This is a genomic window from Sphingobacterium sp., from assembly GCF_039596235.1.
Classification (GTDB): Bacteria; Bacteroidota; Bacteroidia; order Sphingobacteriales; family Sphingobacteriaceae; genus Sphingobacterium.
Window position 1 is genome coordinate 1 of record NZ_JBCNKE010000003.1, and the last position, 12251, is coordinate 12251.

General features: G+C 40.5%; 12 protein-coding genes. 3 read left to right on the top strand and 9 right to left on the bottom strand.

Annotation, left to right across the window (positions count from 1 at the left end):
* A partial coding sequence (locus tag ABDW32_RS07450) for a hypothetical protein (RefSeq protein WP_343560968.1) occupies positions 1-195 on the top strand: 195 nt, incomplete at its 5' end.
* A 70-nt stretch (positions 196-265) separates the two neighbouring features.
* Complete coding sequence (locus ABDW32_RS07455) at positions 266-4132, top strand: TIM-barrel domain-containing protein (RefSeq protein ID WP_343560970.1); 3867 nt, start codon at positions 266-268, stop codon at positions 4130-4132.
* 148 nt (positions 4133-4280) lie between these two features.
* Here the strand turns inward: ABDW32_RS07455 and ABDW32_RS07460 are convergent, their stop codons facing one another.
* From ABDW32_RS07460 to ABDW32_RS07485, 6 genes are all read right to left on the bottom strand, one after another.
* The gene (locus ABDW32_RS07460) at positions 4281-5159 is read right to left on the bottom strand and encodes a pirin family protein (protein WP_343560972.1); all 879 of its coding nucleotides are present in this window, start codon (positions 5157-5159) and stop codon (positions 4281-4283) included.
* A 113-nt stretch (positions 5160-5272) separates the two neighbouring features.
* Positions 5273-5590 (bottom strand): hypothetical protein, encoded by a 318-nt coding sequence (locus ABDW32_RS07465; protein ID WP_343560974.1) that lies wholly within the window; start codon positions 5588-5590, stop codon positions 5273-5275.
* A 1-nt stretch (position 5591) separates the two neighbouring features.
* A complete protein-coding gene (locus tag ABDW32_RS07470) occupies positions 5592-6014 on the bottom strand; it encodes an OsmC family protein (RefSeq protein ID WP_343560976.1) in 423 nt (140 codons plus the stop codon).
* Positions 6015-6272: 258 nt separating this feature from the next.
* Positions 6273-6839, bottom strand: a complete 567-nt coding sequence (locus ABDW32_RS07475) for an AAA family ATPase (protein WP_343560978.1) — start codon at positions 6837-6839, stop codon at positions 6273-6275.
* Between the two features lie 79 nt (positions 6840-6918).
* On the bottom strand, positions 6919-8007 hold the full coding sequence (locus tag ABDW32_RS07480) for a DUF6688 family protein (RefSeq protein ID WP_343560980.1): 1089 nt from the start codon (positions 8005-8007) through the stop codon (positions 6919-6921).
* Between the two features lie 201 nt (positions 8008-8208).
* Entirely contained in the window at positions 8209-9027 is an 819-nt protein-coding gene (locus ABDW32_RS07485; RefSeq protein WP_343560982.1) for a hypothetical protein, read from the bottom strand.
* 198 nt (positions 9028-9225) lie between these two features.
* Between ABDW32_RS07485 and ABDW32_RS07490 the strand changes: the two genes are divergently transcribed.
* A complete protein-coding gene (locus ABDW32_RS07490) occupies positions 9226-9759 on the top strand; it encodes a hypothetical protein (RefSeq protein ID WP_343560984.1) in 534 nt (177 codons plus the stop codon).
* 248 nt (positions 9760-10007) lie between these two features.
* Here the strand turns inward: ABDW32_RS07490 and ABDW32_RS07495 are convergent, their stop codons facing one another.
* Genes ABDW32_RS07495 through ABDW32_RS07505 form a run of 3 tightly spaced genes read right to left on the bottom strand, consistent with a single transcriptional unit; the run spans position 10008 to position 12144 of the window.
* A complete protein-coding gene (locus ABDW32_RS07495) occupies positions 10008-11234 on the bottom strand; it encodes a DUF6596 domain-containing protein (protein ID WP_343560986.1) in 1227 nt (408 codons plus the stop codon).
* 47 nt (positions 11235-11281) lie between these two features.
* Positions 11282-11620 (bottom strand): YciI family protein, encoded by a 339-nt coding sequence (locus ABDW32_RS07500; protein ID WP_343560988.1) that lies wholly within the window; start codon positions 11618-11620, stop codon positions 11282-11284.
* A 50-nt stretch (positions 11621-11670) separates the two neighbouring features.
* Entirely contained in the window at positions 11671-12144 is a 474-nt protein-coding gene (locus ABDW32_RS07505; RefSeq protein ID WP_343560990.1) for a carboxymuconolactone decarboxylase family protein, read from the bottom strand.
* Positions 12145-12251: the final 107 nt, after the last annotated feature.

Below are 12251 nucleotides of genomic sequence, written 5' to 3' on the forward strand. Positions count from 1 at the left end.
GAAGCCCTTGCTGGAAACAGTCAAGGGCTTCTTTCGTTTGGAGACTTTTCTCTCGCTCTTCTACCGCCGGCCAACCGGGCTGGATGGGAAGTTCCCCACAGTCACTTTATTCCTGCAACATTATTATTGGACAATCGTTTGCATTCCACAAGCTCTTTTTTACTTGGATTTACTATTGTATTATTGTTATGTTAATTTAACAGCATTCGCAGCTATCACAAGGATAGAAACATAGCAAGGCGATTTAACATTATAAATTCTACACATGAAGATTTCTTTTTGGAGTACAAAAGCGCAAGTTGGTTTATTGGTGGGATTGGCTTCTCCATTTATTTTTCAATCGAATAAGGTTTGTGCGATGGCTCATCTGACAGCTGATTATAAGATCGAACAAACTGTTCCTGTTAGCAAGATCATTGCCATACAGAAAATTAATCCAACGACGGTGGAGATTGTATATGAAAACAATCAAAGACTGACATTGGATTTTTACGGAAATCATATTTTCAGAATGTTTCAGGATACTCAGGGCGGTATTATCCGTGATCCAGAGGCAAAACCCGAGGCAAAGATCCTTGTCGAACAACCGCGTAAGGTGGTGAATGAGCTGGACGTAAAAGACGATGGCAGTAAAGCTACAATTACAACCAAAGATATTGTATTCTCCATAGATAAACAGACTTCTCAATTTAGTATTCTAAACCGTATCACAAATAAAGTCGTTGTCGAGAGTTTAAAACCCATCGCTTTTGAACCTAAACAAGTCTCCTTGGAATTAAAAGAAAATAAGGATGAGTACTTTTTTGGCGGTGGTGTACAAAATGGTCGCTTCTCCCATAAGGGGAAGATCATAGCAATTGAGAATCAAAATAGCTGGACCGACGGGGGAGTTGCATCGCCTACACCTTATTTTTGGTCGACGAATGGCTATGGTTTTTTGTGGCACACGTTTAAGAAAGGGAGTTATGCCTTCGGTGCCAAGACAAAAGGTAGCGTGAAGTTATCGCACGAGACCGATTATCTGGATGTCTTTTTTATGATCAATGATGGTACGGTACCTTTGCTGAATGACTTTTACCAGTTGACCGGTAACCCTATTCTTCTGCCAAAATTTGGTTTGTACGAGGGGCATCTTAATGCTTACAATAGGGATTTTTGGAAAGAAGATGAAAAGGGGATTTTGTTTGAAGACGGCAAACGCTACAAAGAGAGCCAAAAGGAAAATGGCGGAACCAAAGAGTCACTGAATGGTGAAAAAGGGAATTATCAATTTTCCGCCCGTGCAGTTATAGATCGTTATAAAAAACATGATATGCCGTTGGGCTGGATACTACCAAACGATGGTTACGGTGCTGGGTATGGTCAGACCGAAACTTTGGATGGCAATATCAATAACCTTAAAGAATTTGGGGATTATGCCCGTAAAAATGGCGTGGAAATTGGCCTATGGACACAGTCTGACCTACATCCCAAAGACAGCATCAGTGCATTATTGCAAAGGGATATTGTGAAGGAAGTACGAGATGCTGGTGTCAGGGTACTAAAGACGGATGTTGCCTGGGTAGGTCCGGGATATTCCTTTGGCTTAAACGGTGTTGCTGATGTGGGACATATCATGCCTTATTATGGAAATAATGCGCGACCGTTTATTATTTCATTGGACGGCTGGGCAGGAACGCAACGCTATGCTGGTATTTGGTCGGGGGATCAGACAGGTGGGGTTTGGGAATATATTCGGTTCCACATTCCGACATATATCGGTTCAGGTCTTTCTGGACAGCCAAATATTACCTCGGATATGGATGGAATCTTTGGTGGAAAAAACTTCAAGGTTAATATCAGGGACTTTCAATGGAAGACCTGGACACCGATGGAACTCAATATGGATGGTTGGGGATCCAATGAAAAGTATCCGCATGCTTTGGGCGAACCTGCGACTTCCATCAACCGTCTTTACCTGAAGCTGAAATCTCAATTCGTTCCTTATAGCTATAGTATCGCTAAACAGGCCGTCGATGGTCTGCCGATAATTCGTGCGATGTTTTTGGAACAGGCAAATCAGTATACCCTTGGGAAGGCAACACAATACCAGTATTTGTACGGCCCCAACTTTTTGGTGGCACCGATCTATCAGGAAACACGTGTAGATGAAAAGGGGAATGACATCCGCAACGGCATCTATTTGCCTGACGGAGAATGGATCGATTATTTTACAGGCGAAAAATATAAAGGTGGTCGTATCCTCAATAATTTTGATGTACCAATTTGGAAGCTGCCGGTTTTTGTTAAAAATGGTGCCATTATTCCAGTAACTAACCCGAATAATAATGTGCAGGAAATCAAAAAAGATCAACGCATTTACGAAGTGTATCCATTCGGAAATTCAGAATTCACGGAATATGATGATGACGGAAAAACAGAAGCATATCGTTACGGCAAAGGCGTCAATACAAAGATTTCTTCCATACAGAAGGGCGATAAAGTGCTGTTCACAATAGCGCCGTCAACAGGAGAATTTGAGGGATTCGAAAAAGCGAAAACAACGGAGGTCCGTTTCAATGTGACTGCTGCCCCAAAGAAGGTGACTGTTAAAGTGAATAAAAAAGGAATTAAACTTCAGGCGGCACATTCAATGGCGGAATTTAAGAATTTGGAAAATGCTTACTTCTATGATGCCCAGCCCAATTTGAATCAGTTTGCAACAAAGGGGTCAGCATTTGAAAAGGTTAGCCTGATCAAAAATCCAATGCTATTGATACGTATCGGGAAGCAGGATGTATCTTCATCAGCAGTTGAAATTCAAGTTGATGGGTTCAAGTTTGCGCCAAGTGATTCGTATTTGGTACAGACGGGTTCCCTGACAGCTCCTACCGCTCAAATAACGGATAATAATACGCAGGCTTATACATTAACACCTACTTGGGAAAAAGTCGCCAATGCGGACTATTATGAGATTGCTTTCAATGATCTGATCTATTCAACCATTAAAGAGAATAAATTACTCTTCGAAGGTCTGGAAGCCGAAACTGATTATAGTTTCAAGATTAGATCTGTGAATAAAGCCGGTGCTTCTAATTGGAGTACATTTAGTGCAAAAACAAAGGCCAATCCGTTAGAGTTTGCGATTGAAGGTATTAAAGCAGAAACCTCTGTAGACAATCAGGGCGGCAATGGTATCAATAAACTGTTCAACTATGACGAAGGGGATATGTGGCATACCAAGTGGGGACAAACTGCCGTTCCGTTTGATATCACGTTGGATCTGAAATCGGTCAATCAACTGGATAAGTTTGAGTATCTTCCGCGGACAGATGGCGGAAACGGTATCATTTTGAAGGGTAAAGTATTTTATAGCAACGATAAAGACACTTGGTCTGAGGCTGGAAGCTTTGACTGGAAACGTGATGGTGAAAAGAAAGGCTTTAGTTTTGGTCAGCGTCCTGTCGCACGATTTATTAAGATCTCAGTTTCAGAAGCTGTTGGTGGATTCGGTTCCGGTCGTGAACTCTATGTCTTCAAAGTACCGGGATCAGCGAGCTATTTACCAGGAGACATCAATAACGACCGCTTGATCGATCAGAATGATTTGACTTCTTATATTAACTACACCGGATTAAGAATGGGGGATGGTGATTTCGAAGGCTATGTGAGTAATGGAGATGTCAACAAAAATAACCTGATCGATGCTTATGATATTTCAAATGTTGCCGTGTCGATCGAAGGGGGCGCCAAACCAACCAAAGAAGAAAAAGTCGCTGGTAGGCTTAAATTAACAGCATCCAAAACAGCCTTGAAATCTGGTGATGTTGTCGAAATTGCCGTAAGTGGTGAAAATCTTAAAGCAGTCAATGCACTTAGTTTTGCCTTGCCGTATAATCAGGGCGACTTTGAGTTTGTGGGAGTCGAACCGCTTCACCTGAAGGAAATGAACAATTATACCAATGACCGTCTTCATACAAACGGTAGCAAAGCACTATACCCTACTTTTGTGAATCTGGGCAACAAGGAAACGCTGAATGGTTCTGATGTGTTATTTAAAATCAAATTGAAAGCTAAACGTAACGTCAACTTCAATTTAAAAGCCATCGACGGTATTCTGGTGGATAAAAAACTCAATTCAATCAGTTTTTAAGTAATTTATAGAAATAGTAGATATAGAAAAGGGGAATGTTAAAGTTCCCCTTTTCTATCTTTTGATTCGACCAAGAATACAGCGGTCGTGTTATAAAGTGATCTTACGCCTTGAACATAAACAGCGATGTTGTCGTTGTTGTACTTCCTTAGTTTAGTATCATGTTGAGGTCCATCAGAAGAATTTCGGTATCTGCCGAAGTAGCTGTGATTTTAATTTCCGAAATATCCCAGATTCCAAAGCCATCTCTTGTTTCCAGTTCTTGCCCTTCTACATTGGCAGTTCCGCTGATGACGAAAATATAGACACCATTTCCAGCTTGTTTGACTTTATAGTTTGTTGTGATACCAGCGTCGAAATGCCCCAGGTGAAACCAGGCATCTTGATGGATCCATACCCCCTCGTCAGCGGGATCGGGCGAAAGGATCTGTTGAAACTTATTGTGCCTTTGTGATCTATCCAGTGTAATCTGATCATACCGAGGCGCTACATTGCGTTGATTCGGATAGAGCCAGATCTGTAAAAACTTCACATCCTGATCGTTATTTTTATTGTATTCACTATGCATGATCCCGGTTCCTGCGCTCATTACCTGAATATCTCCTTTTCGGATAATGGCCTGATTGCCCATACTGTCTTCATGTTCGAGATCTCCTTCTAAAGGTATGCTGATGATTTCCATATTATCGTGCGGATGTAATCCAAACCCTCTCCCTGCCGCAACGATATCATCATTAAGGACACGGAGTACACCAAAGTGCATGCGTTCAGGATTATGGTAATTGGCAAAGCTAAAAGTATGGTTGCTCTGCAACCAACCATGGTTTGCATGGCCTCGGCTCGTTGATTTATGGAGTACACTATGATTTTCCAATTGAGCGGAATCATAATGGACGGCATCTGCATCCAGCGCTTCCAAAGGTTCTATTTCGTCTATGTCATTCTTCATAATACCTGCTGAGGCAGCATTTGCTGCGAATATTCCGGAACCCAAAAGTCCTTTTTTTATAAAATTCTGTCTATTCATGATCTTCGTATTTATGTATTCAAAATTAATCTACCGAAGATTAATTTGCATTGAACTAGTTTAATAAAAGCTTTGTAATCGACACCTTCGAAAAATTCCCGAAAGCACATTCCTTAATTTCCGGGAATCAAATCGGGGAATAAGCTGTAAATTTCATTTTTCAGAAGACCGCTTCCGCCACCATAATGTTTTATTAGACCAATCGTGTGGTTTAAACGCAATAAATGGTCTGTGATTTCAGTCTCTTCCTGAATCGATAGACCGGAACTCAGCAATAGGATGTCGCAAGGATGAGCAGACAAATAGTTCTTACAAGTGGAAAGATCCTGCTGAATGATGGCCTGCCAGCCCTGGTTACTTTCGATGATTCGCTTTAACGTATGGAGAATTTCCTCGTTTTTTCCGAATACAATAATGACTAGGTTTTTCATTTTACGGATTGGTTTTCATAATTGTATTGACGATAGCATTCCCCTTCAATATTTTAGAAATCGGACATTCATCTGCAATTTGCTGGAGCCGTACCATAAGGTCTTCTGCAACAGCTTGTCCGAATGAAATTTCCCGCTCAAAATAGGTGACCACTTGTTCTTTCTCAATACGTAAATACATATTGGCTGAGACCTGAATCTCATCGATATGAAGTTCCTTTTTGTCAATATACATCCGTAAGGTTGCCAATGTACAGGAAACCAGAGAAGATACCAGTAGGGTATAAGGGTCGGGACCTAAATCTTCTCCACCCAATTTTTGCGGTTCATCCGTAATAAATTCACCATTACGCCATAAGATGGTCGTTTTATATTTTTGCTGACCAATATGGCCGCTGACAGGTTGTTCTAAAATATATTTCATACGCTTTGTTCCTTGGATTCTGATACAACAAAATTAAAGTCCATTTGATTCAATTCCATTGATGTAGTTCAAGAAATATCAAGGATTTAGAAGTTCGTGTGGGGATCACTTGCGGTTTTTGCAATTTTATAGGAACTGGACGTGCTGCTCAATGCTGTCTAACTGAGTCTGGATAACAGGATTATGCAACAGCGACTTCTTATGGTAAAAATTAGGCGATCAATTTGCAGATCATGTGACCGGATGGTTGACAAAGCCTTAATGGCTGATTAATCCGAGCGTCTCAAGTATAAATTGATAACGTCCTTCGACTGTTGTTTTTGGCACTTCGATGACTTCATAGCCAAGCTGCTGGTAGACATCTTTCATCCAATGGAATGTGGCCTCGGCTTCCTCCCAGGTCTGTTTGCGCTCATGATCGGTTTCATAAATATCCTGCCATGGGGGTAGGATAAATACCTTTTTGTGATAATGGTTTGCTTTTGCTTCAGCAAGCAACGCCTCTCCGACAGTTAAATTTTCCATTTCGATATAGGCGAGTGTATCTGGAATACCACGGTCAAAAAATACATAGCCCGGATGTATGGAGCATTCTTTTATTTCCTCATGGAAGCTTGAAATGGATGCAGCCAACATTAATGTGGCATAATATTGCTTATCCTTCCAGGGCAAACCATTGCCATTGTTTACCAATTGTTCCTGAATAATTCTTCGTGCATCCTCCGGCACAGTTCGATACCCCTGTTGCTGTAGTTTTTTTAGTAATGTGGTTTTACCTACGCCGGGGCCGCCGGTGAGGATAATAAAATAAGTTGTCTGATCCATATTAAAAAAATGCCATACCCCTCCAATATATTCCAAGCGTATCTATTTGAAGGAGAAAATTTTGTAGTGATTAAAATAGCTATGTGTATTGCCTGGCGATTTTCTTCTCCGGTTCCACATAATATAAATACAGGAAGAAAAGAAAAATATACTCCAGCGGTTTCATTATCCTGTAGGTCAGATTCGATGCGCTGACAGTGTTTATTTTGACGGAGATATTATATCCGTACCTGTCATAAAAGGATCGTACATAGCGATGAAGGATTGGAGATAGATCACTTAAAATTTCCTCAAAAGCGTTCGCTATCAGTAGTTGACGGTTAACAATGATCGTATTTCCATGCCGCTTACCCAACCGTAGGGGTTTCACAACTGCCGGGTCTCCTTTGGCTGCTACGGTACAAAGATAATGGCCCTGGTGATCTAAAATAGGCGGGTGCATTTTTTGAGAGAAGGCCCAGGTACTGGTCTCTGTAAATACTTTGGCCATTGAATCGCTATCCTGACCAAACAGAATAAGAATCGCAGTTATCACCAGAAAAAAAGGAACAAGCAAGATGAGTGCCCATACCGGATAATCAAATTTGGAGGAAAGCAGTTTATTTATCCTATTCAGTGTCGGATTGCGATAAGTTCTGAGGCAGGATGTTTCCCGCTCTTCCTGAATGACCTTCCAGATAAAACCAACGCCAAAACAAAAACAGAAAATAGGGGTGAAAATAAAGTAAAAAGTCCCTTCATTACCAACGTAGATACTAAGGGTTGAGGTGTCGTGATAGCTAACCTGTGCTAACACAAAGAGACTGATTATAGTTCCCAGCATCAATATAATGAGGGCGAGTACTAATGGGATAGGTGGTATCTTGCGACCTTTTATCCAAATAGCCAGCACAGCACAGTTGAAAGCAACAAAATAGAGAAACAATGAAAGGGCATGTTTCCCGCCAAAAGGTAAGTAACAGGCGCCATCAACAGGATCGACAGCCTCATGATATTGACTGGAATGAGTCAATAGACCAACTCCGGAGATGGCTAAGGAAAGGATGTAGCCAATAATAACAGCATATTCAACGGATGATATCTTTTTATGCTGTTTTTTAATTGCAGAACGCAGCAGATAAACCAAACCGGCAAATAACGTGACGATTACAATAAGTACGATGTCCATGGCATCAAAATAAAATTAATAAGCGAATGTAATTAAAACATTGTTTTTAATTCGCGTTCGAGCCTATCAAAGTTTTCTTCATTTTTATCCGCGACGAAGCTATTGATTCTGTTGCATTCCTCAGCGGTACTAAATATCATTCGAAAACCGAATTTTGTTTTGCCGGGAGCGATACCCATCAGGGATAGCTCCATTTCTATATTAACCAAATAGTCGCTTCCAGAAACCTTTCTTTTGGGTAGGGGCATTGGTTTTTTCTGTTCCGGCTGTTGTATTTGTAGGCTCTACATGCACGGTTTCCACTTTGACATTGTGCAGGATTTCATTTTCAGGGACACCATTGCGTTGTTCGATGTCTTTGATCTGTTCGAATGCCACAGCTTGATAGAGCAGTGGACCTTCTTTATCACAGTTAAAGAGGTTGGAGTAACTTTTGGATTCATTTAAATCAAGGGGCTGAGGTTCTACAACTTCAGTAGCTTCCAATAAGCCCAGCCCACGCTCTTTGGCAAAATTCAAAGCCTTTAGGAAAATGCTAATGCGCCCATCTGAAAATAGTTGATCCAACTCCGATTTAATTTCCGGATTATGGTAGTAATCTTCCAACAAGCGTACCACTTGATCAGCAGAAATATATACACCCGAGCAATAATTTTCAATAAGCCTATTTTCAACTTTTTTCGTCAGTAACTCCTGGGGGATAAATTCTGCCCATTTTTTATAGTAGGAATCTAACAGAGTATTTTCTGAAAAGGACAATGCGCCGCCGCGGACGTAGAAATAGGTTTCAAAAAATCCTTGAACAACGGCGATAAAGAAACCATGTGTCTTGTCGAAATAGTCATTTTGATCTGTTTCCCGACCTGCGTTTATCGTATCCTGATATTTTGTTTTATAGAAATCGTCAATTTGGTGTTCGGAAGCCAGGGACTCTATTTTTTCCGGATTTGTAATCACTTCAAAATACCAAGTATTAATCTGTTCTTCGGAAATCGGATGGTAACTAATGTCAAAGCCCATAATCAGCGGTTTTTAATCTGTCGTTCTTTATTTACTAAAATATTAAAAATTAACGTGTTGGGCAAGTATAATACAAAAGATCGTTTTTGTTTGATTCCATATAACGATTTACTGACTATTTCGGATCGATGAAATCGAATATATGCTGGTTTGTAGTTGTAAGTAATATTGGGTATTTTGGAGCAAAATAAAATTTATATGAAGCACTTACTATTGATTATTTTCATGTCGGCAAGTTTATTCTTCACGGCTTGCCAATCTCCAAGTCCGGAAAATTTTTTCGGGAAAGTTGTTTTAAATACAAACCTTATTGCTGATTTCGCTCCTGAGCGTTTTGGTAAACGTCTTGAACAGGAAACTGTCGAATTTTCCGACATCCCCTCCAGTAAGAAAGCGGGTGATGAAGCCCAAAAATCCGTAGATATTAAAATTCAGACCGTTGAAAAAGCATTGAAAGATATCAATGAGCTCCATGTTTCGGACGAGGATGCAAAGGCATTAAAGGAAAAGTCTATCACCTTATTTGAGAAGGTACTTCCGGTTTATAAAAACGAGTATACCGCCTATGCCAAACTTTGCGATACAAAGGGATCCGCTGAGGAAAAGCAGAAATTGCTTGAAAAGATTCAAAAGGATTATATGCCTGAGATCGACAAGGTATTTGATGAAGTCTATGTTTTAGGAAAATCGTATGCCGAGAAACATAACCTTAATGTGAACTGGGGTAACTAAGAGGAATCGGGGAACTGAGACCCCTTTTCCACATGTTATGGAATATGGCTTATAATGAAGCTACACAAGAATTAAATAGCATGTATGCTGCTTCGGTGATAGCCATCGAATCAACCGAACTTTACGAATTATTTATGAGTTATTGGCAGCATTCGAAAAATAGAGTCCGGGATACACTAAAGGATAGTAATTAGTAGCGTACATGAATTAGCGTTCATGCGTTAACACAGTATAACGGATCGCGAACTTTACAGCATGTTGATTTTGCGTTGGATTGTTTCCTGTTCCAGGGAGTTTTTTGCCAATGCTTGCGCACGCTGAAAGTTCGCGATTGCCTTTTGGCGGTCAATATCCTTGTAAAGTTCTCCCAACAGCATAAAATAAAAGTGATTGTCTGATAAATTTAGTTTTTTTGCCTCGATCAACGCTGTTTTTCTCCCTTTTGCCTTATATAAGACAAATGTTCTGTTGAGTACAGCGGCAGGCGAATAATTGACCTCCAGCAAACGATCGTAAAGCTGAAGAATTTCGCCCCACTTTTCTGCGGTATCGGCTTTTGTGCAATGCCATTGTGCGATTTTTGCTTCAATATGATAAGATGTTAGTTGATCACCATTGGTGGATTGATTCAAAAAATAAATTCCCTGATTGATTAACTCTTGATTCCAAAGTTTCTCGTTCTGTTGCTCATATAGGATAAATTCACCATCGGAACTGTGCCGGGCTTCGAAACGTGAAGCATGAAAACACATTAAGGCAATGAGTGCATTTGTTTTTGGAACATTGGTCTTCTCATAATTAGCTAACATTAGCGCGAGACGTAAGGCTTCTATGCACAGCTCTTTTCTTAGAATCTGGTTCTGCGTTTTGGAATAATATCCTTCATTAAATAAGAGGTAGATAACATGCAATACATTGTCAAGCCTTTGGACGATTTCCTTTTCGGCGGGCAACGCAAGCTGGATCTTTTCGGTACGCAGTTTTTCTTTTGCGCGGAACAAGCGCTTGTTGATGGTTTCCTTATTGGAGAGAAAGGCTTCGGCAATTTCTTCAATACCAAAACCGCATAGAATCCGCAAAGCCAGTCCGATCTGAGCCTCACTGGCAATTGCAGGTGTACAGATGGCAAATAGCATCTTTAACTGGCTATCCTTGATATTCTCCTGTGTAAAGCTAAATTCATCAGTATCTTCCACAAGGACTTGTTTTTGACGTATTTCGGGGATTACCTTATCTTCGAATACTTTATTCCGTCTAAAGTGGCTTAAAGTTTTCTGCTTGGCGACGGTGTAAAGCCAGGCTGTTGGATTGGCGGGCAAACCCTTTGTCTGCCACGAATCTGTGGCTAGCAAAAATGTCTCACTGACGATATCTTCAGCAATTTCAATATATTGTAGCCCAAAGCTTTTTGAAATCACAGCGACAATCTTGGTAAATTCTTGCTGAAAAAGCTGTTTTAGAAAGTTAGAATCCATTATCTATAATTGGGCAGTTGCTTGTTACAACTGCCCATAAAACTTTTTTAAACGAAAAGTGCTCTGATTTCGACGCTGCCATTTGCTTCCAAAATCGGGCAGCCATGTGCCAAAGTTGTCGCTTCCTCCAGGTTTTCTGCTGAGATGACAATAAAGCCACCTAGGCTTTCTCTAATCTCTACAAAAGGACCATCGGTGATTACTCCGCCGGGTTTTAGCACTTTCCCGGCTTTTTCAAGCCGTGAACCATGGTCGGATAGTTTTCCCTGTGCTTCGATACCAGCGATCCAATCCTGCCATTTTTGGTTGATCTTAGCAATTTCTTCATCATTCAAAAGAGGCTGCTCATTGCCCGCCTGCCGGAATAGTAAGATGAAATCCTTCATGTTTAGCGTTTAATTTGTTTAATAAATTGATGTATCTGGTTTTAGTTTTACTATGCTGTCTGCACTTTATGCTGACCGACTTTGTATCCACCGGCTTCAGTACGGAAAGAAATGTTAAAACGGTTGTATGCATTGATTGTGGTTATAGCCAGCGTCAGGTCAATCAGCTCTTCCTCAGAAAATTCCTGATTCGCTATGGCGTACACTTCGTCCGGTACATCCCCATTGGTTATCTTTGTTACCGCTTCTGCCCAGGCCAAAGCCGCGCGTTCACGTGCACTGTATAGTGGTGCTTCACGCCAAGCGTCCAATAAAAACAGGCGTTGTGGATTTTCACCGGTTGCTAGTAGATCTTTAGAATGCATATCCAGACAATAAGCACAGCCGTTGATCTGTGACACTCTAAAATAAATGAGATGCAAAAGCTCTTGTTCAATCGTACATTTACCTAAATAAGCACCCAATCCAAACATTGCTTTCATAGCATTTTGGCCTTTTGCGAAAAAATTGATTCGTTGTTTCATTTTATTATTGTTTTAAGTGTAACTGTTTTACACTACAATAATGATTGAAGTTAAAGAAATTGGACATAAGGCCTGTAATATTTTTTTATTTCTTTTTAAGCTTTTGG

What these genes read in the sequence shown, in the direction of transcription:
- ABDW32_RS07455 (WP_343560970.1), top strand. Translation starts at nt 266, where the DNA reads ATGAAGATTTCTTTTTGGAGTACAAAAGCGCAAGTTGGTTTATTGGTG.
- ABDW32_RS07460 (WP_343560972.1), bottom strand. Translation starts at nt 5,159, where the DNA reads ATGAATAGACAGAATTTTATAAAAAAAGGACTTTTGGGTTCCGGAATA.
- ABDW32_RS07465 (WP_343560974.1), bottom strand. Translation starts at nt 5,590, where the DNA reads ATGAAAAACCTAGTCATTATTGTATTCGGAAAAAACGAGGAAATTCTC.
- ABDW32_RS07470 (WP_343560976.1), bottom strand. Translation starts at nt 6,014, where the DNA reads ATGAAATATATTTTAGAACAACCTGTCAGCGGCCATATTGGTCAGCAA.
- ABDW32_RS07475 (WP_343560978.1), bottom strand. Translation starts at nt 6,839, where the DNA reads ATGGATCAGACAACTTATTTTATTATCCTCACCGGCGGCCCCGGCGTA.
- ABDW32_RS07480 (WP_343560980.1), bottom strand. Translation starts at nt 8,007, where the DNA reads ATGGACATCGTACTTATTGTAATCGTCACGTTATTTGCCGGTTTGGTT.
- ABDW32_RS07485 (WP_343560982.1), bottom strand. Translation starts at nt 9,027, where the DNA reads ATGGGCTTTGACATTAGTTACCATCCGATTTCCGAAGAACAGATTAAT.
- ABDW32_RS07490 (WP_343560984.1), top strand. Translation starts at nt 9,226, where the DNA reads ATGAAGCACTTACTATTGATTATTTTCATGTCGGCAAGTTTATTCTTC.
- ABDW32_RS07495 (WP_343560986.1), bottom strand. Translation starts at nt 11,234, where the DNA reads ATGGATTCTAACTTTCTAAAACAGCTTTTTCAGCAAGAATTTACCAAG.
- ABDW32_RS07500 (WP_343560988.1), bottom strand. Translation starts at nt 11,620, where the DNA reads ATGAAGGATTTCATCTTACTATTCCGGCAGGCGGGCAATGAGCAGCCT.
- ABDW32_RS07505 (WP_343560990.1), bottom strand. Translation starts at nt 12,144, where the DNA reads ATGAAACAACGAATCAATTTTTTCGCAAAAGGCCAAAATGCTATGAAA.